At 64.7% G+C, this 26599-nt stretch carries 23 protein-coding genes; 9 read left to right on the forward strand and 14 right to left on the reverse strand.

Annotated features, from left to right (window positions below):
* Positions 1-150 precede the first annotated feature (150 nt).
* The 3 genes from NLM25_RS21900 to NLM25_RS21910 form a co-directional block, all read right to left on the reverse strand.
* Positions 151-888: a hypothetical protein gene (locus NLM25_RS21900; RefSeq protein WP_254138347.1), complete on the reverse strand. Its 738-nt coding sequence runs from the start codon at positions 886-888 to the stop codon at positions 151-153.
* Between the two features lie 10 nt (positions 889-898).
* Positions 899-1990 carry a DUF4238 domain-containing protein gene (locus NLM25_RS21905; protein WP_254138348.1) on the reverse strand — a complete coding sequence of 364 codons (1092 nt, stop codon included), beginning with the start codon at positions 1988-1990 and terminating at the stop codon, positions 899-901.
* 217 nt (positions 1991-2207) lie between these two features.
* Entirely contained in the window at positions 2208-5975 is a 3768-nt protein-coding gene (locus NLM25_RS21910) for a vitamin B12-dependent ribonucleotide reductase (RefSeq protein ID WP_254138349.1), read from the reverse strand.
* 758 nt (positions 5976-6733) lie between these two features.
* Here NLM25_RS21910 and NLM25_RS21915 point away from each other — a divergent pair.
* The 5 genes from NLM25_RS21915 to NLM25_RS21935 all read left to right on the forward strand — a co-directional run bounded on the left by NLM25_RS21915 (position 6734) and on the right by NLM25_RS21935 (position 11792).
* Positions 6734-7630, forward strand: coding sequence for a DMT family transporter (locus NLM25_RS21915; RefSeq protein WP_254138350.1), 897 nt, complete (start codon positions 6734-6736; stop codon positions 7628-7630).
* 200 nt (positions 7631-7830) lie between these two features.
* Positions 7831-8577, forward strand: coding sequence for a response regulator (locus NLM25_RS21920; RefSeq protein WP_254138351.1), 747 nt, complete (start codon positions 7831-7833; stop codon positions 8575-8577).
* Positions 8577-9956, forward strand: coding sequence for a HAMP domain-containing sensor histidine kinase (locus NLM25_RS21925; RefSeq protein ID WP_254138352.1), 1380 nt, complete (start codon positions 8577-8579; stop codon positions 9954-9956). Before NLM25_RS21920 ends, NLM25_RS21925 begins: the two co-directional genes overlap by 1 nt.
* A gap of 180 nt (positions 9957-10136) precedes the next feature.
* Positions 10137-11309, forward strand: coding sequence for a hypothetical protein (locus tag NLM25_RS21930; protein WP_254138353.1), 1173 nt, complete (start codon positions 10137-10139; stop codon positions 11307-11309).
* A gap of 84 nt (positions 11310-11393) precedes the next feature.
* A complete protein-coding gene (locus NLM25_RS21935) occupies positions 11394-11792 on the forward strand; it encodes a hypothetical protein (protein WP_254138354.1) in 399 nt (132 codons plus the stop codon).
* A 25-nt stretch (positions 11793-11817) separates the two neighbouring features.
* Here the strand turns inward: NLM25_RS21935 and NLM25_RS21940 are convergent, their stop codons facing one another.
* From NLM25_RS21940 to NLM25_RS21950, 3 genes are all read right to left on the reverse strand, one after another.
* A complete protein-coding gene (locus tag NLM25_RS21940; RefSeq protein ID WP_254138355.1) occupies positions 11818-14076 on the reverse strand; it encodes a CHASE3 domain-containing protein in 2259 nt (752 codons plus the stop codon).
* Positions 14073-14486, reverse strand: coding sequence for a response regulator (locus NLM25_RS21945; protein ID WP_254118955.1), 414 nt, complete (start codon positions 14484-14486; stop codon positions 14073-14075). Before NLM25_RS21945 ends, NLM25_RS21940 begins: the two co-directional genes overlap by 4 nt.
* Positions 14487-14733: 247 nt before the next feature.
* Positions 14734-15366: a BA14K family protein gene (locus NLM25_RS21950; RefSeq protein ID WP_254138356.1), complete on the reverse strand. Its 633-nt coding sequence runs from the start codon at positions 15364-15366 to the stop codon at positions 14734-14736.
* Positions 15367-15610: 244 nt separating this feature from the next.
* Here NLM25_RS21950 and NLM25_RS21955 point away from each other — a divergent pair, with 244 nt between their 5' ends.
* On the forward strand, positions 15611-16018 hold the full coding sequence (locus NLM25_RS21955; protein ID WP_254118959.1) for an NADH:ubiquinone oxidoreductase subunit NDUFA12: 408 nt from the start codon (positions 15611-15613) through the stop codon (positions 16016-16018).
* Positions 16019-16380: 362 nt separating this feature from the next.
* Here NLM25_RS21955 and NLM25_RS21960 read toward each other — a convergent pair whose 3' ends face one another.
* Together NLM25_RS21960 and NLM25_RS21965 are read right to left on the reverse strand one after the other, a co-directional pair.
* Positions 16381-17034 carry a glutathione S-transferase family protein gene (locus NLM25_RS21960; protein WP_254138357.1) on the reverse strand — a complete coding sequence of 218 codons (654 nt, stop codon included), beginning with the start codon at positions 17032-17034 and terminating at the stop codon, positions 16381-16383.
* A 145-nt stretch (positions 17035-17179) separates the two neighbouring features.
* Complete coding sequence (locus NLM25_RS21965) at positions 17180-17881, reverse strand: DJ-1/PfpI family protein (protein WP_254118963.1); 702 nt, start codon at positions 17879-17881, stop codon at positions 17180-17182.
* 94 nt (positions 17882-17975) lie between these two features.
* Between NLM25_RS21965 and NLM25_RS21970 the strand changes: the two genes are divergently transcribed.
* Both NLM25_RS21970 and NLM25_RS21975 read left to right on the forward strand, forming a co-directional pair.
* Entirely contained in the window at positions 17976-18917 is a 942-nt protein-coding gene (locus NLM25_RS21970; RefSeq protein ID WP_254138358.1) for a GlxA family transcriptional regulator, read from the forward strand.
* Between the two features lie 255 nt (positions 18918-19172).
* Positions 19173-19325, forward strand: coding sequence for a hypothetical protein (locus tag NLM25_RS21975; RefSeq protein WP_254138359.1), 153 nt, complete (start codon positions 19173-19175; stop codon positions 19323-19325).
* 67 nt (positions 19326-19392) lie between these two features.
* Here NLM25_RS21975 and NLM25_RS21980 read toward each other — a convergent pair whose 3' ends face one another.
* Together NLM25_RS21980 and NLM25_RS21985 are read right to left on the reverse strand one after the other, a co-directional pair.
* Positions 19393-20400, reverse strand: coding sequence for a Na+-dependent transporter (locus NLM25_RS21980; protein WP_254138360.1), 1008 nt, complete (start codon positions 20398-20400; stop codon positions 19393-19395).
* 105 nt (positions 20401-20505) lie between these two features.
* Positions 20506-21450, reverse strand: a complete 945-nt coding sequence (locus NLM25_RS21985) for an alpha/beta hydrolase (RefSeq protein WP_254138361.1) — start codon at positions 21448-21450, stop codon at positions 20506-20508.
* A gap of 207 nt (positions 21451-21657) precedes the next feature.
* On the opposite strand from NLM25_RS21985, the gene NLM25_RS21990 reads away from it, so the two are divergent.
* A complete protein-coding gene (locus NLM25_RS21990; protein ID WP_254138362.1) occupies positions 21658-22689 on the forward strand; it encodes a DUF2155 domain-containing protein in 1032 nt (343 codons plus the stop codon).
* A gap of 63 nt (positions 22690-22752) precedes the next feature.
* Here the strand turns inward: NLM25_RS21990 and aat are convergent, their stop codons facing one another.
* From aat to NLM25_RS22010, 4 genes are read right to left on the reverse strand one after another with little or no spacing between them, the layout of a single operon-like run.
* On the reverse strand, positions 22753-23433 hold the full coding sequence (gene aat, locus NLM25_RS21995) for a leucyl/phenylalanyl-tRNA--protein transferase (protein WP_254118974.1): 681 nt from the start codon (positions 23431-23433) through the stop codon (positions 22753-22755).
* A gap of 47 nt (positions 23434-23480) precedes the next feature.
* A complete protein-coding gene (locus tag NLM25_RS22000; protein ID WP_254138363.1) occupies positions 23481-24584 on the reverse strand; it encodes a sensor histidine kinase in 1104 nt (367 codons plus the stop codon).
* Positions 24581-25021, reverse strand: a complete 441-nt coding sequence (locus NLM25_RS22005) for a response regulator (RefSeq protein ID WP_254118977.1) — start codon at positions 25019-25021, stop codon at positions 24581-24583. The genes NLM25_RS22000 and NLM25_RS22005 overlap by 4 nt, the downstream gene beginning before the upstream one ends.
* Positions 25018-26535, reverse strand: a complete 1518-nt coding sequence (locus NLM25_RS22010; protein ID WP_254138364.1) for a CHASE3 domain-containing protein — start codon at positions 26533-26535, stop codon at positions 25018-25020. The genes NLM25_RS22005 and NLM25_RS22010 overlap by 4 nt, the downstream gene beginning before the upstream one ends.
* Positions 26536-26599 lie beyond the last annotated feature (64 nt).

Here is a 26599-nt window from a genome sequence, read left to right on the forward strand (position 1 = left end):
TGGGGGGAGTTTAGGGGGGAAGGGCTCGACCGCAAAGGCAATTTCGATGGCACGGTACCGATGGGCATCGAAGCGCAGATCGACAGGACGGAGGGAGTGAATTTGGTGCTGTCACCGTAATCCTAAGGGGGGAAGTTCAGGCGACAAACATCATTCAGTGATGGCGTCTTCGGTCGCCTTCGGTAACATCGAGCGAAGCACCGCGTAGCCTTCCCTGAACGTTCGCTCGCCTGGTGCGAGCGATTTATAACGCGGTGGCGGCTCTGAAGGCAGGGTGAACTGAAAGGGTTTCACGTCAGGCCTCCGACCGTTGTGAAAAGCTTCCCACAGACCTTCATGCACGGAGTGAAGAAATCCGAAAAGCGACTTCAATTCCTCGATATTCGTCTTGGCAAACATCGAGCTGACTTCCGCTATGTCAGCGGTGGCCTTGTGGGCAAACACCTTGTGACGAATGTCACGATATCTGTCTTCGTAGATGCGCCGGCGTACATCAATTTGCTTGCGAAGGCGTTTCACGTCATCAGCTGAGAGTGCGTGTTTGCCGACGACGTATTGAGCAGCCTCCGCGGCCGTGATCTGCGATGCTTCTTTTCGGGTTTGCAAGGCCTTAAGGGAGAAGATCGAAAGATCTCGGGCGACCACACCCATGAGCCTGTCAATGTTATGCTTCGAGTCTTGATCGAAGATCCGTCCCAGCGTCACAAACGTAGCTACCAGCATCGAGTGATGAGCTGTGATCCAGAACAGCGCGTTCTCATTCAACTTGCGGAGAATATCAGGATCGCCCGCCGCAGAGGAGCGTACGGAGAGGTAGGAGAAGAAGAACTGTTGGGCAGATTCCTCCTCCTTACGAAAAATCTCAAGCTCAGTTTCGAACTCCGTCATCCCTATGCCCTCAAGTTTTGGCCTCGGGGCCTTGCGGGTCATAGGGAATGGGCTCTACCGGCATTTCGTATAAATAGGCGGCGATGAAATTGTCTTGTCGTCGTAGTCCTGCGGGATATTCAGGAAGATTGGTTGGGAAGATTATGGGAGGTAACCACGCTTCCTTTAAGCCTTCGAAGTACCAGTCGAAATCTTGAGGCTCCATCTTTTCGCTTATTCCCTTGACTAGGGCGCTCACGAACCGGTGCCACATAAATTCATGAATCACAGCGTGCGAGCCGGTAATGAAGCCGAGGTGCGCTGGTTCGAGTGGAGGAATTGGCGAGTCACCCTGCGGATATAGGTACTTACGCACGCTGTCACAGGTGTCGCCAAAAATGAAGCGCTTGGCGTTGTGACCGATGGCTTGATTGAAAGTCTCTCGGTGTGAGGCGTCGAGATGAACCGAACCGAGTAGGGGAAGCCAGCCACCATCACGAAAAGTAGCAACCAGACGGCTCGTTTTCGGAGTGATGTGCAGGACGTGATTTCTATCGAGGGGTACGTAAATTCCAGCCAGTGGACCGACTGGCATAAAGCCCCAATCGTTCAGCAGCAGCGGTTCGCCTTTTTCGAACGAAACGATTTTCCATTCGGCGACCATGATAGGCGCGAGCAACCGTTGGATTTCCATAACCCGGGCATAATTGGTGTTGTCTGGTCGATCGGCGAAGTGCGGTTCTTCAAAACCCAGTGAATGCAATCGCGCTGGGAAGCGTTCATCGAAGTCCGGACCGCGAACCAGCAAGCAGGTAACGAATGGAACGAGCACGCGAGCCCATTCTAGAGCGGATATCGATCCGTCAATCATTTGCTCGATCCCGATGGCGAGCTTGGCTTCGTAGTCCGCCCAGATATCGTCAATCAATGAGGGATTATGAGAGTTGTCTTGTAGAGTATAGATGTTCTTTAGGATGCCGAGATCGGATGCCGACGCAGTGATACATTTCTGAGAAGTTCGATCACCTTGGGAGAGCTTGCGCGTCCGTCGAGGGATCGCGTCTTCAGCGGAAAACAAAGAAATGTAAGTAGCCGGCAAGTAATGTTGTCTCGACCCAGCCATCGGAAGCTCCCTGTCACTCAACGGCAGCAGCGTGATTGTCTCGAACCATGCTGCTACGGGACAAGCAATAGGTTCCGAAACTCGCTAGCAAGGATCTATCATGGTAGTCTAGTAGCTACTCGCTTTGGTTGTAAACGCGAAAGGGCGGCCGTTCGGCCGCCCTTTGTATCTTTCCGGTCGAGCCCGGGCGTAATGATCGTTGTGACGATCTATCCCCTCACGAACACCCCGTCGTGCTGCCGCAAGTATCGCACTTCATGCACGTGCCATTCCGCACCAGCGTGAAGTTGCCGCACTCGCTGCACATCTCGCCCTCGTAGCCCTTGGCCTTGGCTTCCGCGCGGCGCTCGGCCTTGGTGGGGACGAGCGTTTGTGCGGTGCTGCCGGCCTTGCTCCACTGGAGGGCTTCGAGCTTCTCCGTCGGGGAGAGGTCGTGGCTGGCTTCCTGCTTCAGGGCGACGGCGCCTTCGATGGCATCGCCGGCGCGGGCCGAGGTGCCGTGGGAGGCCAGCGCCGTGACCTTGTTGCCGCCGGTCGGGGCACTGTCGTTGCCCGGGGCGATCGCGGCGGAGCCGCCGCGCATCACGACGAGGTTATCGGTGCGGGAGCGGGTGAGGCCGCGCGAGACCAGCTTGGTCGCGTGCTGGGTCTCATCCGGCTCCTTGCCTTCCTCGACGCCCTTGCCGAGCGCGTCGAAATTCGACTCGGTCGGATCGACATGGGCGAGATCGAAGCGCGACATGTAGCTCACCGCGAGTTCGCGGAAGACGTAGTCGAGGATCGAGGTCGCGTACTTGATGCTGTCGTTGCCCTGCACGGGGCCCGCCGGCTCGAAGCGGGTGAAGGTGAAGGCGTCGACATATTCGTCGAGCGGCACGCCGTACTGCAGACCCAGCGACACCGCGATGGCGAAGTTGTTGATGAAGGAGCGGAGCGCCGCGCCTTCCTTGTGCATGTCGATGAAGATCTCGCCGAGCCGGCCGTCGTCATATTCGCCGGTGCGAAGATAGACCTTGTGGCCGCCGACGACCGCCTTCTGGGTGTAGCCCTTGCGGCGATCCGGCATCTTCTCGCGCTCGCGCATCACGATGATGCGCTCGACCAGCTTCTCGACGATCTTTTCCGAGACCTGGGTCGCACGCGCCGCCATCGGCTTCTCGTAGAGGGCCTCGACCGCATCGTCTTCGTCCTCATCGTCGCTGATGAGCTGCGAGTTGAGCGGCTGGGAGAGCTTGGAGCCGTCGCGATAGAGCGCGTTGGCTTTCAATGCGAGTTTCCACGACAGCATGTAGGCGGACTTGCAGTCCTCCACCGTGGCGTCGTTTGGCATGTTGATGGTCTTGGAGATCGCACCCGAGATGAAGGGCTGCGCCGCCGCCATCATGCGGATGTGGCTCTCGACCGACAAATAGCGCTTGCCGATCTTGCCGCAGGGATTGGCGCAGTCGAACACCGAATAGTGCTCGGCCTTGAGGTGCGGGGCACCTTCCACCGTCATCGCGCCGCAGATGTGGACGTTGGCCGCCTCGATCTCGCGCTTGGTGAAGCCGACGGCCTGGAGCAGGTCGAAGCCGGGGGCCGCGATCGCTTCGGCGCCGATGCCGAGCTGGTCGCGGATGAAGTCTTCGCCAAAGGTCCACTTGTTGAAGGCGAACTTGATGTCGAAGGCGGTCGGCAGGGCCTTTTCGACCTTGGCGATGGCTTCGTCGGTAAAGCCCTTGGCCTTCAGCGTCGAGGCGTTGATGCCCGGCGCGTTGGAGAGCGAGCCATGGCCGACGGCGTAGGCTTCGATCTCCGCGATCTCGCTCTCGCGATAGCCGAGCGCACGCAGCGCGGAGGGCACCGCACGGTTGATGATCTTGAAGTAGCCGCCGCCGGCGAGCTTCTTGAACTTCACGAGCGCGAAGTCGGGCTCGATGCCGGTGGTGTCGCAATCCATCACGAGGCCGATCGTGCCGGTCGGCGCGATCACCGTGGTCTGGGCGTTGCGATAGCCGTGCTTCTCGCCGAGCTCGAGCGCCGCATCCCAGGCCGCCTGGGCACGGGTGACGAGGTCAGCCTGCGGGCAGGAGACGAGGTCCATCGGCACCGGGTTGACGGAGAGTGCCTCGTAGCCGGAGGCCTCGCCATGCGCGGCGCGGCGGTGGTTGCGGATCACGCGCAGCATGTGCGCGGCGTTCTTCTTGTAGCCGGGGAAGGTGCCGAGTTCAGCCGCCATTTCCGCGGAGGTCTTGTAGGTGATGCCGGTCATCACGGCGGTCAGCGCGCCGCAGAGCGCGCGGCCTTCCTTGGAGTCGTACGACAGACCCATGGTCATCAGCAGGCCGCCGATATTGGCGTAGCCGAGGCCGAGCGTGCGGAACTCGTAGGAGAGCTCGGCGATCGCGCGCGAGGGGAACTGCGCCATCATGACGGAGATTTCGAGCACGATGGTCCAGAGCTGGCAGAGGTGCTCGTAGCCCGCGACGTCGAACTGCTTGGTGGTGGTGTTGTAGAAGGTGAGCAGGTTCGCGGACGCCAGGTTACAGGCCGTGTCGTCCAGGAACATGTATTCCGAGCACGGATTGGACGCGCGGATGTCGCCGGACGCCTTGCAGGTGTGCCAGTCGTTCATGGTGGTGTTGAAGTGCAGGCCCGGGTCGGCCGACGCCCAGGCGGCGTAGCCGATCTTCTCCCAGAGGTCGCGCGCCTTCAGCGTCTTGGTGATCTTCTTCGTGGTGCGGCCCACGAGATTCCAGTCGCCGTCGGTCTCGACGGCGCGCAGGAAGTCGTCCTTCAGCGAGACCGAGTTGTTGGAGTTCTGGCCTGATACCGTGAGGTAGGCTTCCGAATCCCAGTCGGTGTCGTAGGTGTCGAACTGGATGTCCTTGTAGCCTTGCTTGGCGAACTGGATGACGCGCTTGATGTAATTGTCGGGCACGAGGCTGCGGCGCGCGAGCTTGATCTCGCGGCGGAGCGCCGGGTTCTTCTCGGGGTCGAAGCAATCGTCGCCCGAGCCTTCGCAGTTCACGCAGGCCTTCAGCACCAGCTTGAGGTGCTTCTGGTTGATCTTGGAGCCGGTGACGAGGGCGGCGACCTTCTGCTCCTCCTTCACCTTCCAGTCGATATAGGTCTCGATATCGGGGTGATCGGCGTCGACGACGACCATCTTGGCCGCGCGGCGCGTGGTGCCGCCCGACTTGATCGCGCCCGCCGCGCGGTCGCCGATCTTGAGGAAGCTCATCAGGCCGGACGAGCGGCCGCCGCCGGAGAGCTTTTCGCCTTCGCCGCGCAGGCGCGAGAAGTTGGAGCCCGTGCCGGAGCCGTACTTGAACAGGCGGGCTTCGCGGACCCAGAGGTCCATGATGCCGCCTTCGTTGACGAGGTCGTCACCGACGCCCTGGATGAAGCAGGCGTGCGGCTGCGGGTGCTCGTAGGCCGACTTGGACTTGGTCAGCTTGCCGGTGAAGGGGTCGACGTAATAATGGCCCTGGCCGGGGCCGTCGATGCCATAGGCCCAGTGCAGGCCGGTGTTGAACCATTGCGGCGAGTTCGGCGCGACCATTTGCATGGCGAGCATGTAGCGGAGCTCGTCATAGAAGGCCTGGGCGTCTTCGTCGGTGGAGAAGTAGCCACCCTTCCAGCCCCAATAGGTCCAGCAGCCGGCGAGGCGGTCGAACACCTGCTTGGACGAGAGCTCGCTGACATAGCGCTCCTTCTCGGGCAGGGCGGCGAGCGCGTCGGTGTCGGGCACGGAGCGCCACAGGAAGGAGGGAACGGATTCCTCCTCGACCTTCTTCAGGCGCGCGGCAACGCCGGCTTTGCGGAAATACTTCTGGGCGAGCACGTCGGAGGCGACCTGCGACCACTCGGTCGGGACCTCGACGCCGTCCAGTTTGAACACGACCGAGCCGTCGGGATTCCGGATCTCCGACGTGGTCTGCCGGAATTCGATTCCCGCGTAAGGTGACTGTCCCTGGGTGGTGTGCCGCCGCTCAATCCGCATGGTCTTGCCCCGTCCTATTTTTAGCCGGATCGCCTCCGCTGGGCGCCCGGATCGCTATTTCGTTTCGCGAGTCCCAAAGGCGTTTCCGCCCCTCAGGCTTCGCAGCTCAGCCGGTGGACCCGGCCCTTTTTCTCCCGGCGATGTCAGGTGCGTGCACCTTTCACCGTCCGGCATGTCCACACCCATCCGCCCCCAAGGGGATGTGCGCGACATGCGTTCAACGCCCCACAACGCCACTTCAACCAATTGCCATCCGAACCTGTTGCCGGCCCGTTCTGGCGCCCGAAAAGTCCGCTTCCACAGGGCAGACAAGCCCATATCCCGCGGCCTTTGGCTGGCTTGGCGGAGTGGCGATTTGCGAGGCCCTTTGGGGGAGTGCCGGCGGGACGCAAACTCACTCGCGCCGAACGGACCGAAAGCTAGGACTCTCCGTTGCGCCCGTCAAGAACTAGTGCGAGTTCCTGAATCAAATACTAAATATGGTGGATTGCGGGGGATAACAGGGGGCAAGCCCGCGCCTGTTGTTGAGCCAAGTATCAGTGAGTCCTCAGGGATTCCCAACCGAAAAAATTTGCATCCGGTGGTGATGGGGCGCCTTCATCCCGCTGTTCACAGGGCAGGTATATTTTTAGGGACCGGGGTTGCGTGGGCGGGACTCACGTAGGGCTACGGAAGGTGAGGGCAGGCATGCCCGCCGGGGTGGTGGTGGAGGCGGCGAATCCGCGCCAAGCTGACCCCGATTTTGCCGGATTGCCCACATGCTTGATTCGACTCGCCGGGATGCGCGATCGCGCATCGCCCCGGCCGGCCTGATGTTCCTCGCGATCACCTCGATCGGCTGGGGTTTCAACTGGCCGGTGACCAAATTCCTGCTCTCCGAGCTGCCGCCGCTGACCCTGCGCGGGGTGACCGGCGTGCTCGGGGCGGCACTGCTCGCGGCGCTGGCGCTCGTCCGCCGGCAGAGCCTGCGGGTCGCCCCCGAGATCTGGCCGCGCCTGATCACCGCCGCCGTCCTCAACGTCACCGGCTGGATGGTGCTGATGGGCCTGGCGCTGCTCTGGCTGCCGGCCAGCGAGGCGGCGCTGATCGCCTACACCATGCCGGTCTGGGCCTCGATCATCGCCTGGCCGGTGCTGGGCGAGCGGCCGACCGTGCTGCGCACGCTGGGGCTGGTCATGGCCTTTGTCGGGCTCGCCTCGATCATGGGCGGCAATGGCATCGCCGCCAGCGCGGCAAAGCTGCCGGGCATCATCATGGCGCTGTGCGGCGCGCTCGGCTTCGCCGTCGGCACGGTGTTCTCGAAGAAGTACCCGATCCATCTGCCGCCGATCACGGCCGCGGCCTGGCAGATCGGGATCGGCTGCCTGCCGATCTCGATCATCGGCCTCCTGGTCGAGACCACGCATCTGTCGCTGGTGACGCCGGTCGGCTGGTGGCTGCTGGTCTATTCGACCGTTGTGCAGTTCTGCATCGCCTATGTCAGCTGGTTCGCAGCCCTTGCGCGCCTGCCGGCATCAGTGGCCGCGATCGGGACGATGGCGGTGCCTGTCATCGGGGTGGTGGCCTCGGCGATCGCGCTGCACGAGCCGCTCGGCCCAGGCCAGATCGCCGCGCTGGTTTTCACGCTGGCGGCGGTGGTGCTGGCGACGCGCTAGGTCCTGACGATGCGAAGCAGCGCACCCCGCAAAGGCGCTATATAAAAAACCGACTGGTCGACTTGTTTTTATGACCGCGATCTGGTATCAGCCGGGCGTTCAGGTCCGATCGCGCGCACGTTTTCCAAGGCGAAGGGCAGGCTGCGGCTCGGCCCCGACGAGTACCGCGGCGGAGACAACCTCGCAGGAGCCAACTGGACATGGAAGCCGCTGTCGGACTGGATCGCACCGACTATGCGGTGTCGGCCAAGATTCTCATCGTCGAGGATGACCGGGACATCGCGCGCATGCTGGCTGATCTGTTCGCCGAGGCGAGTCTCGTTGCGTCAATCGCCCGATCGGGCGCGGAGATGGATCACTGCCTGCGGCGCGACGACTTCGATTTGATCGTCCTGGATGCGATGTTGCCGGGGGAGGACGGTTTCAGCATCTGCCGGCGGCTGCGGTCGACCGGAACGGTGCCAATCATGATGCTGACGGCGCTCAACGACGACATTGATCGCATCGTTGGCTTGGAGCTCGGTGCCGATGACTACGTCACCAAGCCGTTCAACTCACGCGAGCTCCTGGCGCGCATCAAGAGCCTCCTGCGCAGAGCCTCTTACAGCAGCCGCATCGCCCGGCAGCCTGCCAACATGACCTTCGCGGGCTGGAAGGTCGATCCGGTGCAGCGCAAGCTTCACGACCCCGACGGTGTCGAGATCCCCATGACGACGGCGGAGTTCGACATCCTGCTCGCCTTCTGCGCCAACCCAGGTCGGGTGATGAAGCGCGAAGAACTTCTTTCGCTGACGCACGCCGGCTCGGCGGGGCCATTCCTGCGCAGCATCGACGTTCACGTCAGCCGCGTTCGTCAGAAGATCGAACCGAACGCGAGAGAGCCGACGCTGATCAGGACCATCCGCCTCGGCGGCTATCTCTTCACGCCGACCGTTGCGGCCGCTTGATGCTGGAACGTTTCCGGCTCGCGTCGATGCGCGGCCAGATATTCCTTCTCGCCACCCTCCCGATCTTCCTGTTTGCCACCGTCGCGGCGATCAGGGCGCCGCTGAAAGAGATCCGGCACGAACGCTCGGAATGGGCAAGCTTCGTGGCAGGAGAGATCCTGGCCCTCGCCAGCCAGATACAATCGGGCGCTTCCGAGGGAGATGGGTCGACCGTTGCAGGTTCGGGCGGGTATGCCGGACTTGCGGTCGAACTGCGGACGCGCAATCCCGGCGAGGACTTCGATTTCACGTCCCGTCGGCGCGACATGGACAGGCGGGGGAGCCTCGTTGCGAAGCTGCTCGAGCTTGTCGACCTCGACCAGGACGATCACGCTCCGGTCCGCCGCGCCCTGACCGTGCGCATTGCCGACGAACGTTGGGTGGTCTTTTCGCCCGACATTCCGCACTTTTCCTCCAATGCCCGAAAGGTGCTTCAAAGTCTCGGCGCGATAGGTCTTGTCGTCCTGCCTGTGCTGTTCCTGTCTTATTTTCTCAGCTACCGCTTCACCCGGCCCGTGGTGGAATTTGCCGCTGCGGCGCAGCGGATTACCTTGGACGAGGACTCCAGGGAGTCGTTCTCGGCCCGTGGCACGCTGGAGATTCGCAGCCTTGGCGCGTCGCTGAACGCCATGCGCGAGCGGGTCAATCGCATGATCGAGGAACGAACGAGAATTATCTATGGCGTCGGCCACGACCTGCGCACACCGCTCACGCGGCTCCGCATGCGCGCTGAGCGCGGTAGCGATCCCGAACTGCGCGGCAAGATGCTGCGCGATGTCGATCGACTCGCCGGAATGATCGACGACATGATGCTGTACCTTAGAAACCTGGGCACGGACACCGTGTCGTTCGCGAAGGTCGATCTCAGCGGTCTGCTGCAGACGATCGCGGCCGACTATGCTGACATGGGCGTCTCGGTGTCGTTCTCGGGGCCGCGCCGGCTCGTCTACATGTGCAAGGTGCGCGGCATGACGCGCGCGATATCCAATCTCATCGACAACGCCTCCCGCTATGCCGACAACATCGAGCTCGTGCTGGCGCCGCGGAACGACGGCGGGATTTTCGTGGAGGTCCGCGACGATGGCCCCGGCCTGTCAGATGAGCTGAAGAGAAAGGTCCTGGAGCCGTTCTTCAAGGTCGATGCGGCGCGTACCCATGGCGAGGGCAGTGGCATTGGCCTCGGTCTGCCGATCGCGAGCGGCGTCGCCAGAATTCATGGCGGCATGCTCAGCCTGCTGGACAACGAGCCGCGCGGGCTTTGCGCTCGCGTCGCTCTGCCGCCTGGTCCGAGCGGGCTTGCGTCTCCGGATCCGGCCTCTGCCATGAGGGAGGCCACCTAGCCTTCGCCGGGTTGCGCATGTCCTTTCAGATCGGCACGCGTGTCCGGATCGATCGGCGGGTCGCTAACATCTCTACACATACCGCCATGGCGCGGACAAATTTCGACGAAAAAGCTGCCGCAGCTCCGACCCCAAATGCTGCCATTACATTCTGGTCAGCGCGTCAGTCGAGGCGAAATCATGTACATTACGGAGTCAGCAGTCCCTGAACTCGCGCCGGGACGGCGCTGGTGGCTTTCAATCTTGAGGGCGCTCGGGCATTTCCTTGGGGCAGGACGCGCGCGCTATCAGCGTCCGGTCGACGGCGCGGGCGGCGTCGTGTCGATGGACGATGAGTTTCGCGATCCAAAGCGTGTGTATGCGCTTCTCGCGTCCATAGAATCCGAGCCGCGTGAACAGATTCCTGCTCCGGAAGCGGTCCTGCCGGTCGCCTCTCACTCGCCGCCGGACACCGATTTCGCGGGGCCCGCGGCGCGGGAGAACGCGCGCCTGTCGCTCGTTCCGTCTGCCGCAGTCAAGCCGTACGCGCACATGCCGGCTTTCAAGTATGTTCCAAGCAGGCTCGCCTTCGACATGCCGAGGTCTCGCAGGCTTCGTTTTCGTTTCCGTCTCCTGGACGCTTTGCTCCTGCTTGCGATCGTCGGCGGCTTGTCCGTGTCGCGCGGAGAGCCGGCGGTGTCCAGCCCCGATGTGGCGGCGATCAGTCAGGACGTTCGCCTCGATTCAGCTGGTGGCGCTGAAGCAGATTCTACGGCGCAACCGGGCGCGATAGCCGTATCCGCGGAACGCGATAAGCCGGTCGACGAAAGCGCGACCATTCCCAATACGCGCGCGCCCGAACCCGAGACCGGTGCTTCGGAGGCGCGTGATATCCTGAAGACTCCGGCGACGGAGCCGAAGGCCGAGAAGGCAGAGCCGGCGCGTGCGATCTCAAGCCGGGACGTCGATGGCAACAGGACGCCGGAGCGGAGCGCGGGCGTATCGGCTGAACAGAAAAAGGAGCCAAAGGCCAAAGTCGAACCCGCCGCGCGCCAGAGGTTGGCACACTTCGTTCCCACGACACCGGCCGAGAAGCCCAAGGCGCTCGGCCAGCTGCGGGGCGACGTCGACTATCGGAATTGGAGGTCGAGTGCGGCCGACGCAACTCCTTCCTGGGTTGGCCCCCCGCCGGTGATCTATGGCCCGGCGCTGGGTCCGAATGTCACCGCCGTCGAGGCGGCCAACGCGGCCAAGCGACAGGACAGGCTGTCGTACGCCAAGCCCGGGGTCATTGAGCGCGTGATGGATGCGCCTGGCGCGGTGCTGAGCGGCGGCCGGCAGGCCTTGTACAGCATCCTCGATGCGGTTTGGTGACCAGGTCATTGTCCGAGCCGGGCGATCTGCCTCAGGCGTCCGGCTCGCGGTCGTCCTATCCACGCTGTTTAACTCGATAGTGCCATGTTGTTGCGTAGCTGCTTTGTATCCGCGACCGGTAACGGCGCCTTGGCGCAAGGGCGGGCCGGTCATCTGTCCGCCGCGCTCGGCATGCGCGGTATTGTTCGTCTTGCAGTGCTGCCGGTTGTCATCGGACTCGGGCTCGGAGGTTGCGCGACGACCCCGGGGGGCGCTGCCGGCGTTCGCAATCCGCTCGATGCACAAGCATCCCTCGCCGAAGGTGGAAAAGCGACCGACAAGAACGGTTACCTTGCAGTCCACGACATGCCGCCGGCGCGCAAGGCGCCGCTCATGGACGTCGCCGAGCAGCAGCGGATCAGGGCCGCGCTGATCGCTGCGCGGGGACGGCAGACACCCGGGCCAGCGAAGACCTCCGCAGCGGGCGCCGTCGGTTCACAATAGCGCATGAACTCGATCGGCGACGCGCCTAGCTCGCCGCCATCCCGCCGCCGTTCAGCGCCTTTCGGATCATTTCGGCGAGCTGGTTGCGGCGGTAGGGTTTTGTCAGCAGCAACACGCCGTCGTCGAGCTTGCCGTGGTGGACGATCGCGTTGTCGGTGTAGCCGGAGGTGTAGAGCACCCTCACGCCCGGCCTCAGCCTGGCGACCTCCTCGGCGAGCTCGCGCCCGCTCATGCCGCCGGGAATGACGACGTCGGTGAAGAGGAGATCAAAACCCTGGCCGGCCTCGATCAATTGCAGCGCGGCGCGGCTGTCGGGCGCGGCGACCGTGTTGTAGCCAAGGCTCTGAAGCTGCGCGGTGACGAAGTTGCGCACCAGCGCATCGTCCTCGACCACGAAAATCGTCTCGGCACCGCCTTCGGCCTGGGGTATCGCGGGAGCGGCGACTTCCGTCATGCCCTCACCGGGCGGCAGATAGAGCTTGATCGTGGTGCCGTGGCCTTCCTCGCTGTAGATCTTGATGTGTCCGCCGGACTGCTTGACGAAGCCGTAGACCATGGAGAGGCCGAGGCCGCTTCCCTTGCCGACCTCCTTGGTGGTGAAGAACGGCTCGAAGGCCTTCTGCTGGATATCCGTCGTCATGCCGGTGCCGGTGTCGCTCACCGCCAGCATCACGTAAGGGCCGGGCTGCACCTCGGCGTTGGCCTGCGCATAGGCCTCGTCCAGCACGACGTGGTGGGTCTCGAGCAGCAGCTTGCCGCCGTTCGGCATGGCGTCGCGGGCGTTGATCGCCATGTTGAGCACGGCATTGGTGAGGCGGGACGGATCGATGTGCGCGGTCATCGGTCCCTGTTCCAGCACGGTCTCGATCTGGATCTGCTCGCCGAGGGTGGGGCGCAGCAGTTTCGCGATGTCGGCGATCGCGCCGTTGATCTCGACGTTGCGCGGCTGCAGCGGCTGCCTGCGCGCAAAGGCGAGCAGATGCTGGATCAGCTCGGCGCAGCGCTCGGCGGCATCGTCGATCAGCCGCGCCACGCGCTGGAGTTCCGGCTGCTGTTTCAGGCTCGCCACCAGCGTCTCCGTATTGCCGGAGATCACCGTCAGCATGTTGTTGAAGTCGTGCGCTACGCCGCCCGTCAGCTTGCCGATCGCATCCAGCTTCTGCGACTGGTGCAACTGCCGCTCGGTCTCGCGCGAAGTGGTCGCATCGTGATAGACCAGCACGGCGCCGGAGACGCCGCCGTGCCCGTCGCGCATCGGCCGGCCGCTGATCATCAGATGGCGGGGCTGGTTGCCGCTGTGCGGGCGGACGATCATCTCCAGATTCTCGAACTGCTCGCCACGCAGCACGCGCACCGAGGGTAGCTCGTCGGACCGGAGCGGCGTGACGCCGTCGCCGTGAAACACGTCGGACAGCGCGCGCAGATTGCGCAGGCTCATGCCGGCGCGATGCAGCAAGATGCGCTCCGCGGCCGGATTGGACAGAAGCACGGTGCTTTCGGCGTCGATGACCAGCACGGCCTCGGCCATGCTGTGGAACGTGCTCTGGAGCACGTTGACCGACAGGCGCAGCTCGTCATGCGCGTTGACGAGATGCTCGGTGCGCTCGGCGACCGCCGCCTCGAGCTGCTCCTTCGCCGCCGTGGTCTCCAGCAATGTGCTCTTCAGCGCGACCGTGGTGCGCTGGCTCTCGCGCAGCAGCATGGTGACCAGCAGCAGGATCACCAGCGCGCCGATCACGTCGATGCCGAGCAGGACGATGCCGGAGCGGCGGGAATCCTGGGAGCGCGCGGCGAGCAATCGCTCTTCCTCGGCGCTCAGATGATCGAGATTGCCCATCACCGTGTCCATGAGGCCGCGGCCCTCGGCCTTGCCCTGGAGCGCGGCGATGCCGGCCTCGTCGTTCGCTGCGCGCAGGCGCATCACTTCCGCGGCGATCTCGATCCGGCGCAGCGCCAGCGGCTCGGTACCCTCAAGCAGCGTGACCTGATCTGGATTGTCACGCACGGCGCGCTTGAGGTCGGCGAATGCCGGCGCGATCTGGGCGTGCGCAGCCTGGAACTCGTCGCTGAAGCCCGGGCTGCGATAGATCTCGTAGCCGCGCGCGGCGCTCTCGGCGCGGCGCATCAGCACGCGCAGATCGGAGATCTTCTTCAGCACCTGGACGGTTTGATTGACCCAGGCTGCGTCCGACCGCGACTTGACGTCGAGTCCGATCGAAGCGGCGGTGATGATCAGGAGGATGGCAAGTCCAGCACCGAGAATGACGCGCTGCGTTGGGATCAAGGTGCTTCTTTCTTGTCCTTCGGCTGCGCGGCCTCGCCGAGGCATTCCCGGATCGTGGTCAGGAGCGCGTCCGGCGTGAACGGCTTGCGCAGGCAGCGCGCCGCCCCGAGCTCCAGCGCCATGCGAAGGAAATCCGGGGAGGGCGAGGCAGACGAGGCGAAGGCGTAGCCCGACATCGCGATCAGGGGGATCGCCGGCGCGCGCTCGTGAAAGATGCGGATGGATTCGAAGCCGCGCATGTGCGGCATGAAGATGTCGACCAGCATCACGTCGAACGTCTGCGCTTCGAGCGCAGCGAGCCCCGTTTCTCCGCCGTCGGCCATCGTGACATCGAAGCCCTGACGCTGGAGGAGGACCTCGATGGTCGCGCCGACCATCGGATCGTCATCTACCACGAGGATACGCGGCATGACATTTCCCAGTAGGTCGAAGTCCCAACATCCATCGGTGATATAGGCGAATCGCGTGACGGGTCAATTTGGGATTGGATCATTGTAGATATGCACGGTGCGGTGATTAGAGGTCCATTCGCGCTCAGATGTTGAGAAGCTCGCACGCGATGTGCGCCCTGCGCGCGAAACAGGCGATGAGCGCGCCACAAACGAAAGAGGCGCCGCACCGATGCGACGCCTCTTCCTTCAAGCGTTGTCGATCTGCTTACGGGCAGGGATGACGCTGGCCGTCATAGCCAAGATACGTGCCCGAGGCCGGATCGTAGGACCGGTAGCGCTGCGCGCAATAAGCCGAGGAGTCACCACCGCCGTCCGGCACCACCGCGACCGAGGGCTCGTCATAATAGCCGTCATCGCCATAGTAGTAGGGGTCGTTGTAATATCCGCCACCGTAGTAGGCGTAGGAACCGAGGCCGCCGATTGCAGCGCCGGCCGCGAAGCCGGGCCAGAAGCCGCCACGACGATGCCAGCCGCCGCCGTGCCAGCGGCCGCCGCCGCCTTGCCAGTTGCCGCCGGCGGCTGCGAAGCGACCGCCACCACCGCTAAATGTGGTTCCTGCGCTGGGGCGCATGGGTAAGCCGGCCGCTGCGGCAGGGCGCATGGCTACGCCGGCCGCTGCGCTGGGACGCATGGCCGCGCCGCCCGCGAAAGCCCCGCCGCCGCCACCGATCCGGGCGCCGCCAAAATTGCCGCCGCCCATGCGGGCGCCGCCACCACCGCCAAAATGAGCTCCGCCGCCACCGCCGTGGCCACCACGGCCCTGGGCGAAGCTGGGCGTCGCGAGCGGAAGAACCAATGCCACGGCTGCCGCGGCGCCTAAAACCTTCAGACTGATCATGTTCAAACTCCTTTCCCGGAAGCAAACCTCTCGAAAGGGCTGCGGTTCCAGGGTTCACGCCGGTGTGCGCTTGGGGCGCAGATTTCCATGCGGCCGCTGTACCCGGCATGAACGGATCGCGTCCGATCTACGGCAGTGGTGACGCCAGGGCACCACATTTGCGTGGGGCACGGCCGCCCCCGCCGAACTGGACATTTCGTCGTCCGGATGGCATCAGGGCCTCACGAAGCAGGGCCCTAGCCGCATGAAACAGTTCTTCCTCAAGTTCTTCACCTGGTGGAGTGGCCAGACCTTTGGCACCCAACTCTGGACCAAGCGGTACGGAGAGCTGGTCGGCCAGGACGAGCAGGGCAATCTCTATTATCGCACCCGCGGCGGGGCGATCGATCCGACGCTCGGATTCGAGCGGCGCTGGGTCATTTATAACGGTTACGCCGAAGCAAGCCGCATCCCGCCGTCCTGGCACGGCTGGATCCATCACGTCGTCGACACCCCGCCGACCGAAGCCAATTACCAGCCGCGCGAGTGGGAAAAGCCGCACCAGCCGAATCTCACCGGCACGGCCAATGCCTACCGTCCCTCGGGCTCGACGCTCGCGAGCGGCCGGCGGCCGAAGGCGACCGGCGACTATCAGCCCTGGACGCCTGGCTAGGCTTCCGATCTTCGTCCGATTCCTTGCCATGGGGTGGATGCACCGGCATTCGCCCGGCCTTGCTGTGGACAACGGGAACAGCGGGGATGGCGCCTGCGCGGGCGTTGCAGCCACGCGAGCGATGCGGCTCAATGGTCCCATCTTACGGAGATGGGAGACCATCGCGTTCGGTTCGGGCAACAGTTCGCGACTGCCCCGAGATGCAGCGGCCGCCGACCAGGACTCGATCGGGAGATAGGCCCCCGGTCTGGAAGTCCGAAATCGCCCGATGAAATGTGCAGCCGCCGTAAGACAGGAAGGGCCGCTCGGGAAACCGGGCGGCCTTTTTCTTTGATCTGTTGCGCTGCTTTGGGCTCGCTTTCTCAGGGATGGAGATGGAGCGGCGGTGAGTTGCCGACCGGCATCATCTCATAGGGCGGCTTCCAGCCCGGTAGCTCGGCAACACGCTGGCGCCAGGAATCGATGGCCGGGAAAGCCGTGGCAAGATCGAGACCCGTCTCCTCGGTCGGATAGTACAAATAGCCCAACAGCGAGAAATCGACGATCGTCGGCCGGCTGCCCAGCATGAAGTGGCGGTCGGAGAGGTGTCTGTCGACGATCGAGAACGCGCTTTCGGTCCGCGCTCGCAAGTAGGCGAGCACGGAGGGATGACAGGGCTCCGGCATGAAGCAGCGCTGAAACCGGTGCTGCGCAAAGCTCGACGTGAATTTGTGGTTGTCGAACAGCAGCCAGCGCGTCGCCTCGAATGTCTCCTCGCGCGTTGGGCCGAACACGCCGTGGGTCTCGGTGAGCCACATCAGGATCGCACCCGACTGGCTCATATGCCGGCCATCGACCTCGAGGACGGGGACTTCGCCCATGACGTTGGTCGTCGCGCGCCAGTCGGCGGTGCGGACTTCACCGCCGGCGAAGTCGACGCCGACCGGCTCCCAGTCGAGGCCGGCGCAGTTGAGGAAGAGCGCGACCTTGAACGAATTGCCCGAAGCTCCGACGCAGTGCAGCCGGTATCGCGCCATTGGTCAGGTCCTCCCGTGCGCAGGCGACCGGCAAGCATCCGTGGGTGTCAGCCGCGATCCGGATTGTCGCGACAGGCTGCTGACAGCGTCGTGTCAGCAGAGGGCAGCGTTGAAGGATTGCTGCGTCCGGGACACGAGCGCGAAGTCACATCACCCGCTCGGCGGCCCGCTTCACCGCTTCCAGCCGCCGCGCCTGGTTTTGCGCGCCGCGCTCCCGGAGCAGAGCCAGTACCTCGGCGGGCGCGGTGTCGGGCGAGCCGGAGTTGAACGGCGGGGCGGGGTTGTATTCCATCTGGAGCTGGATCGCCTCCGCGGTGGTGCGATCGACCATGATCGACACCAGCGTCAGAGCGAAATCGATCCCGGCCGTGACGCCGCCGCCCGTGATGCGATTGCGGTCGACGCAGACGCGCGTCTTGGTCGGCGTCGCGCCGAACTGGCCGAGCATCTCCATCGCGCTCCAATGGGTGGCGGCGCGATAGCCCTTCAACAGACCGGCAGCGCCGAGCGCCAGCGACCCCGTGCAGACCGAGGTGACATATTTGGCGCCTTCGGCCTGCTTGCGCAGGAAATCCAGCACCTCCTCGTCGTTGAGCAAATCGTTGGTGCCGCCGCCGCCGGGCACGCAGATCACGTCGAGCTGCGGGCAGTCCGCAAAGGTCGTGGTGGGCGTCAGCGTCATCACGGAGTCGCTCGGCACCGGTTCGATCCGCTTCCAGATCAGATGCAGCTTTGCGCCGGGAAGCATGGCGAAAACCTGCAAGGGGCCGGTGAAGTCGAGCTGGGTGACGCGCGGAAACACCAAAAGACCGATCTGGAGCGGCGACGACTTGGGCAGATCGTTCATGGGCAGGTCCTCCAAAGATGAGCTTGACGAACGCAGCCTCTCATGATGCCCTTCCGTCCAAAATGGCGTATTTCCCTCACTTTCGGACATGACCATGATCGGCATCCTGATCTTCCCGGATTTCCAGTTGCTCGATGCGGCCGGCCCGATCTCGGTGTTTGAGGTCGCTGCGCGCTGCGCGGGCAAGACGACGACCGGAATCAAGGTGCTGGCGGCGAAGGCGGGGCCTGTACGCAGCTCGTCCGGTGTGGAGATGGTCGCGCGCGATTTGAAGGCGGCGAATGCGATCACGACGCTGGTCATTGCCGGCGGCGCGGGCGTGACGGATGCCGCGCGTTGCGAGGTCACGCGCGCCTTCGTGCAGCGGCTGGCGAAGCGAGGCGTGCGGGTCGCGAGCGTCTGCTCGGGCGCCTATGTGCTGGCCGAGGCGGGCCTGCTCGACGGGCGTCGCGCCACCACGCATTGGGGCCGGACGCGGGATTTCGTCGCGCGCTATCCCAAGGTGAAGTTCGAGCCGGACCAGATCTTCACGCATGACGGCAATGTGTGGACGTCGGCGGGCATCACCGCCGGCATCGATCTCGCGCTCGCGATGGTGACCGAGGACCATGGTGAGGAGATCGCGCAACAAGCCGCGCGGCAGCTCGTGCTGTATCATCGCCGCAGCGGCGGCCAGTCGCAATTCTCGTCGCTGCTGGAATTGAAGACGCCGAACGGCCGGTTCGGCACGCTATTGTCCTGGGCTCGCGAAAATCTCGACGAGCGATTGACGGTCGAAGATCTCGCCGATCGTGCCGGCATGAGCGCACGGCATTTTGCCCGCGCCTTTGCCGCGGAGACCGGCACGACGCCGTCGAAGGCCATCGAGCGTCTGCGGATCGAGGTCGCACGCGAGCGCGTGCAGTCCTCGCGCGAGGCGATCGAGCTCGTCGCGGAGGCGACCGGATTTGGCGATCCTGAGCGAATGCGGCGCGCCTTCATCCGCGCCTTCGGCCAGCCGCCGCAGGCGCTGCGGCGTGCGGCGCGGGCGGGATAACCAGGCTCGCGTTGGCGAATGTCCGCTTGACCCAGGCCTACCTAAGTATGGCCACGCCATACCTGCGCGCGATGGCACCGATCAGGTGCTGGTGTTACCGATATATCCAGCGTGAAAAGCAGCGGAACCGGCTCTGCGAGCCGGCAGTTGCGGGACAAGGCCGGCGGCGTAGCGCCCGGCGGCGCTTCTCCCGATCCAGCGACGCTTTACCGCTCAGCGGATGCTTACTGCCACGGTTGATGCAGAGAGTACGCCATGAGAAACATCGCCGATCTCCTGATGCGGTTCTGGCAGGGAAGCCAGCCGGCATCCGATACTCAGGTTGCGGCGATGCCGGAAAACCTGGATCGATCCAGCATGGCTGATTTTGTCCGGATCCTGCAGGCCTACGATCGGGCGCAGTCATAGGCAGGGGCGAGATCGCGCGTCCGCTTTATCGTCGACAGCGGACATTCCGGATTTATGAGTCCATGCCTTAGGTGATGCTGTTTGCAGCCGCCGCGCTCGACGTATCCGCGCGCGCTGTCAGGCGCCGTGCGATCGGCGTCAGCATGTACGGCGCAAGGTGGATCGGAAACTGCGTCATCGCGAAATAGAGCCAAGTGGCGGGCGGCAGTGCGCCGGCGGTCGCCGCCAGCATCAGGCCCAGATTGCGCTGTGACACCATCAGCCCGAGCGCCAGCGCGTGCTCATAGCCGATGCGGCGGAACAGCAGCGTGGTGACCGCGAGCAGCGTGAAATAGATCGCGAAGGACAGAGCCGCGAAGCCGATCGTGAACACCGGCTGCGCGATGAGGTCGCTGACGACATCGCCCATGATCGCGGCCGCGAAGATCAGGAGGATGATGATGTTGAAGCCGTCGATCGGCTGCTTGTGGCGCTGGATCGCGGCCGCGCCGAACACCCATCGGATGAAGGTTGCTGCCAGCAGCGATGCCGCGAGGATGCCGAGCAGTTTCAGGCCGAGCGTCGCTGGCGTGACGCTGAGCATGCCGTCAAGGAAGAGGCTTGCGAACAGCGAGGCCGTGAACGGCACCAGCGCGGTCGAGGTCACCAGCGTGACCAGCACGAGCGTGGCATCGAGGCCCATCAGCGCCGCCAGCGCCGGCGAGGCCATCATCGGCGAGGCCATGCTCTGGAGCATCAAGGCCAGGGACAGGCCGGGCGAACGCGCGGTGAGCCCGGTTGCATGGACGATCAGTCCGATGATCAGCGGCACGCCGATCGTGGTCCAGGCGGTTGCGGTCGCGACCAGCGCCGGCCGGCGCAAATGGCCGTAAAGCGCAGCCAGATCGACCCGCATGAAGGAGATGCAGAGCAGAACGAAGATCGCCTCGGTGACGTAGGGCCGCAACAACGCCCCGAGCGGCGGCACCGCGGCTGCGATGAACACGACGGCGGCCACCGCGCGCGTGCCCTGGCTGCCGAGCCACGTCAGTGCGCGCAGGGGGAGGGCGAAGAGGTCTTGAAGAACGGATGGCATCTCAGTCGTCAGTCGTAGCCCGGATGAGCGAAGCGATATCCGGGACAAATATTTCGACAGGTGGGAGCAGACCCGGATGTCGCTGCGCTCATCCGGGCTACGGGACTAACCCAATCCCTTCAGCCACGCGCCGATCTCGCTGACGGCGACATTGGCCTGCTTCAGCAGTTTGCCCATCGTGAAGAAGCCGTGGAATTGGCCGGGATAGTGTTTGTACGCGACGGGCACGCCGGCCTGCTTCAGGCGCGCGGCATATTCGTCGCCTTCGTCGCGCAGGGGATCGGCGCCGGCGGTGAGCACATAGGCCGGCGGCAGGCCGGCAAGGTTTTTCGCGCGCGCCGGCGAGGCACGCCAGTCGTTGATGTCGGCGCCGCCGAGATAATGGTCGCGAAACCAGCGGATCACCGAATGCGTCAGCAGCACGCTGGTCTCGGGCTCGCTGTGCGAGCCGTGCGTCACGGCGAAATCGGTTGCCGGGTAGATCAGCACCTGGCCAGCGATCGCGGGGCCATTTCCGTCGCGCGCGGCAAGCGCGACCACCGCCGCGAGATTGCCGCCGGCGCTGTCGCCGCCGATCGACAGACGCGAGGCGTCGATGCCAAGCTCGCGGGCGTTCGCGGCAATCCATCTGGTCGCGGCGATCGCATCATCGGTGGCGGCGGGAAACTTGTGCTCTGGCGCGAGGCGGTAGTCGACCGAGATCACGATCAGCGCGCCTGCGTCGGCAAGCTGGCGGCAGACGACGTCATGGGACTCGAGATCTCCGATCACCCAGCCGCCGCCATGGAAGAACACCAGCGCCGGCGACAAGCCATCCTGTTGCCGCGCCTCCTTCGGGACGTAAATGCGGGCGGGGATTGCGCCGTGCGGCGCCGGGATCGACAGCGGAGCGACGCGGGCCAGTTCCGGCGGCTCGGGGTTGGTGGCGAAGCGCGCCTGGGCGTAATAGGCGCGCGCCTCGGGAGCGGTCAGCGTCTCGTAGGCGGGCCGGCCGGCCTCCTGGAAAGCCTTGTAGACGGCGGCGGCATCGGGATCGAGCACAACGGGCATGGGGGGCGACCTCTGCGGTTTCTGCTTGTGGTTGGACGTCGGCTATCCGGGCGATGCCCGCCTCGGCCCCGGGGAGGAGCGTTCCGACTATCCCATCCGGGGGCGGGTCTGGCCAGCCGGCGGCGGGCAGGGCAGGGATGCCGCCCTTCCCCCGCCGTATTCGCCGTGTTAACCGGGTGGCCTGCGAGCGGCGGTATCCCCTGTAGAATGTCCAACGAGCCCGATTCGCTGTTGAAGCCGCGCGAGATGTTTAAAACCTTTACCCTGACAGGCCTTGCGGCGCTGCTGGCCGCCACCGCGCTGACGGTTGCGACGCCCGCGCAGGCGCAGATCGGCACGATCTTCTCCGATCCGCCGCCGCGGCCGCCGGGTGCGATTCCGCGTGGCCAGCCGCAGCCGCCGATCCCCGATGACGACGACGAGGAAGTCCCCGCGCTGCCGCCGCAGGGCCGCGTGCTGCCCTCACGCCCGATGCCGCCGCCTCCGGGCCGGCAAGGTAATGTGATGCCGGGGCCGGTCGAGACCCAGCCGCTGGCGCCGCCGCCGGGTTCCGCCGCGGCTCCGCCGAACCAGCCGCCGCCCGTCGCGGCCGTACCGCCCAATCAGCCGGGTGCGCCCGGTCAGCGCCAGCCGCAGCAGAAGGGCGGGCCGGGCGGTGCCGTGCCGCAGACGCCGGCGAGCCTGCAGCCGGGCGACGAGGTCGTGACCGAGCCGCCGGCCCAGAAGATCGTCAACAAGAAGGCGACCTTCTCCGGCCTCGACAAGATCACGGGGCGCATCATCAATTTCGACGAGGATATCGGCGAGACCGTTCAGTTCGGCGCGCTGCGCGTCAAAACCGACGCCTGCTATACGCGGCCGGCGACGGAAGCCACCAATACCGACGCCTTCGTCGAGGTCGACGAGATCACCTTGCAGGGCGAGGTGAAACGCATCTTCTCGGGCTGGATGTATGCCGCGAGCCCCGGCCTGCACGGCGTCGAGCACCCGATCTACGATATCTGGCTCACCGACTGCAAAGAGCCGCAGCAGACCATTGCGACCGCAGCGCCTGATCCCGCGAGCAAGCCGGCTGCGCCGCCGCCGCCCGCGCAGAGGAAGGCCGCGCCCAAGCAGGCCGTGCAGCAGCGTCCGCCGCAGCCCTTGCCGCCGATCCAGCAGCAGCAACAGCCGGCTCCGCCACCGCCGCCGCCTCAGCAGCAGCCGGGCCTCTTCGGCATCCCGGGGTTTGGGCGCTAGACCAAATCCCCGGGGTTTGGGCGCTAGACCAAATCCCCAGGGTTCGGCCGGTAATTTCTCTGACTATTGCTTTGAGGCGATGATCTCGAGCGCGCGTGCGCCGGGGATCGCGTCGCCTTCCGACAGCCTCAGAAAGTCGCCGGGGTCGCCGGCGAGGGCGTTGTCGAGCAGGGCGGTGTAGCGCCGACGCGAAATCTCGACCGCGCCGAAGCTCTTCAAATGCTCGGTGACATATTGCGTGTCGAGCAGTTCGAACCCGCCATGGATCAGCCGCGCGACCAGGTGCACCAGTGCGACCTTCGAGGCATCGCGCGCGGTATGAAACATGCTCTCGCCGAAGAAGGCGCGTCCCAGGCTCACGCCGTAAAGCCCGCCGACGAGGTCGTCGCCCTGCCAGGCCTCGACGCTGTGGCAATGGCCGAGCTCGTAGAGGCCGCCATAGAGATCGCGGATCCGCTTGTTGATCCAGGTGTCCTCGCGCCCGACCTGCGGGGCGGCGCAGCCCGCGATCGTTGCCTTGAACGCGGTGTTGACGGAGACGCGAAATATATCCGAACGCACGGTGCGCGCGAGCCGTGAAGCCACGCGAAATCCCTGGAGCGGGATGACGCCGCGCAATTCCGGCTCGACCCAGAACAGGGTCGGATCGTCGGCGCTCTCGGCCATCGGAAAGATGCCGCAGGCATAGGCGCGCAACAGCACGGCCGGTGTGATCTCAGACGAGGCGGAGTCGCGCGAAGTCATGGCGCAATAATAGCAGGATCGTGGTGCGGTTGCGATGGGGACCGCGGTCAGCTCGCGGCGGCGCTGTTGCTTGCGCCGGGGACCGCAGGGACGCGGCGGAACCTCAGCATGACGCGAGTTCCGGCGTGGGCGGGGTCGCGCTCGACGGTGGCATCGAGCTTGGTGGCCATCGCCGCGACGATGCGCTGGCCCATGCCGGTCGAGCGCGGATCGGCCTTGACCTTGTCGCCGACGCCGTCGTCGGTGATCGACAGCAGCAGGTCCTCGCCTTGCGAGGTCAGCTCGACATGGATCGGGCCGGCGCCGTCGGGATAGGCGTATTTCACCGCGTTCATCACCAGCTCGTTGACGATGATGCCGACGGCGACGGCGCGGTCCGGATCGATCTCGATGGCTTCCGCCTTCACCGTCAGGCGCGACATCCGGTTGCCTTCGGCCGAGCGGCGGAGGTCCTCGAGCAGCGAGTCCAGGTACTGGTTCAGCACCACGCTCTTCAGGTCCTGCGAGGTGTAGAGGCGGCGGTGCACCTGCGCGACCGCGGCAACGCGGCCCATCGCATTGGTCAGCGCCGCCTTGACCTCTTCCTGGCCTGCGGAGTTCGCCTGAAGATGCAGCAGCGAGGCGATGATCTGGAGCGAGTTGCCGACGCGGTGATTGACCTCGCGCAGCAGCAGCTCGCGCTCGGCGGCGAGCGCGGCATAGCGGTCGCGCGAGGCGTGGATCTCGGCTTCGGCTTCCTCGCGTGCCTTCTGCAATTCGGCCTGGCGCAGCGCGCCGTCGGCGGCGACGTGGAGCAGCGGGATGAATTCGCCCTTGACGTCCTTGACGAGATAATCGGCCGCGCCCGCCTTCAGCGCCGTCACCGCGATGCTGGAATCCTGCGACGCCGTGACGAACACCACGGGCGGCGCCCCCGGTATCGCCATGATCTGCTCGAGCGTCTCCAGCCCGTCGAGGCCGGGCATGTACTGGTCGAGCGCCACGACGTCGATGCAGCCCTCCGTCTGCGCGCGGCGGATCCGCTCCAGGCCTTCCTCGCCGCTGGCGGCATGAATGACCTTGTAGCCGCGCCGCGTCAGGCCGCGCTCGACCAGGCGTGCCAGCGCCGCGTCGTCATCGATGTAGAGAAGTGTCGGCGTGTGCTGGTTCATGAGGCGGCGGGCGGGACCTGGATGACCGAGAAGAACAGGCCGAGCTGCCGGATGGCATTGGCGAAATTCTCGTAGTTCACGGGCTTGGTGATGTAGACGTTGCAGCCGAGCTCGTAGCAGCGCTTGATTTCCTGGGAGTCGTCGGTGGTGGTCAGCACCACCACGGGCGAAGCCTTCAGATATTTGTTCTCCTTGATCTGCTTCAGGATGTCGATCCCGGTCATGTCGGGGAGGTTGAGATCGAGCAGGATCAGGAGCGCATTGCCCTTCTGCACGAGCCCGCTGCCGTCGGCGCCGAACAGGTGCTTCACCGCGTCCGTGCCGTTGGCGAAGGAGACGATCTCGTTGTTGACGCCGGATCGGCGGATGTTGCGCTCGATCAGCCGGGCGTGTCCCTCGTCGTCCTCGATCATGATGATGGTGACGGGTTGAGTCATTGGTCGGCGTTCCGGTTGCTTGCGTTCCAGGTGATGGGCAGCGTGATGGTGAAGGTGCTGCCCGTATTCAATTCCGATGATACCGACATGGTGCCGCCGAGGCGACGCACAAGTGCACGCACATGCGCAAGACCGATGCCCTGGCCGGGCTTGTCCTGGGTTCCCGCCCGGCGAAACAGGTCGAATATCCGCTGGTGATCTTTCGGATCGATCCCGCGCCCGTTGTCGCTGATCTCGAAGATAGCGTAGCCGAGCTTGGTGCGCCCGCGGATTCTGATCTCGCCGGGAACGCCGGGCTTGAGATATTTGATGGCGTTGTCGATCAGATTGGAGAAGATCTGCTCCAGCGCCAGGCGGTCGCTGACGAGGTCCGGCAGGGGCGCGACATGGATCTCGGCCTGCGCCTCGGCGGCCTGATGCGCCAGCGTCGACACAATGGCTTCGATCAGCTCCCTTGTGTCGATCTTCACGGGCACGAATTCGCGCCGGCCCTCGCGGGTGAGGTTGAGGATCGCCGAGATCAGGCGGTCCATCTTGCCGATCGACGATTTGATGAAGCCGAGCGCTTCGGCAAAATCCGCTGAAAGCTGCTTGTCCGGACCTTCGAGCGCGATCTCACCGGTCGCCGGCGGCGGCCCGTCGGCCGGGACATGGGTAAGGCCGCCGATACGGCGGAAAATGTCGCCGCCAAGCTCCTCGAGTTCGCTGGTGAAGCCCATGATGTTGACGAGCGGCGAGCGCAGATCGTGGCTGACGATATAGGCAAAGCGCTGGATCTCGTTGTTGGCTTCGCGCAGGTCTGCCGTGCGTTCGTCGACGACGGACTCGAGGTTGGCGTAGGCGTCGCGCAGGCGCCCCTCGGCCTCGTCGCGCGCCTGCGCCGAGCGCCGCACCAGCCAGATCGAGATCAGGGCCAGCAGCACGACAAGGCCGGAGCCGATGCCGGTCATTGATGCGGCCAGCGTCTGGCTCTGGTCGGAGTTGGCGGTGCGGATCCGGAACAGGCGTTCCTCTTCGCGGATCATCGCGTTGGCCAGGTTGCTGATCGTGGTCGTGATGTTGCCGGCGGCGGCCTCGCGGATCAGCGCCGTGGCATTGTCGACCTGCCCCTGCTTCACGAAATTCATCTCACGCGAGAACTGGTCGAGCCGGGTCTCGATCGCCGAGCTCAACTTCTCAATGTTGTCGCGTTGCGCGGGATTGTCGCTGATCTGGCGCGTCAGCTTGTCGAGCGCCGGAACAATCGCTGCGACGGCCTTCTCGTAGTCCGACTGCAAATCCGGCCCCCGCGTCAGGAGAAAGCCGCGGGCGCTGCTCTCGGCGCGCCGGACTTCGAGCAGGAGGGAGTTGATCTGGTTCTCCACCTCGATGGTGTGGAGCACACTTTTGCTGTCTTTGCGCGCCTCGTTGACGAGGTAGACGGAACCGGCGCTGATCACGGTCAACACCAGAAGGCCCGCCGAGAGCAGCAGGATCTGCCAGAATACGCGCCGTCGTTGCGCCTTAGCCGTCACGACGGTCTCGCTTCGTCACGTCAAAGGATCCCAAAACGCCCCCTCGGAACTGACCCCGCCGTCC

This window comes from Bradyrhizobium sp. CCGB01 (assembly GCF_024199795.1).
Classification (GTDB): Bacteria; Pseudomonadota; Alphaproteobacteria; order Rhizobiales; family Xanthobacteraceae; genus Bradyrhizobium.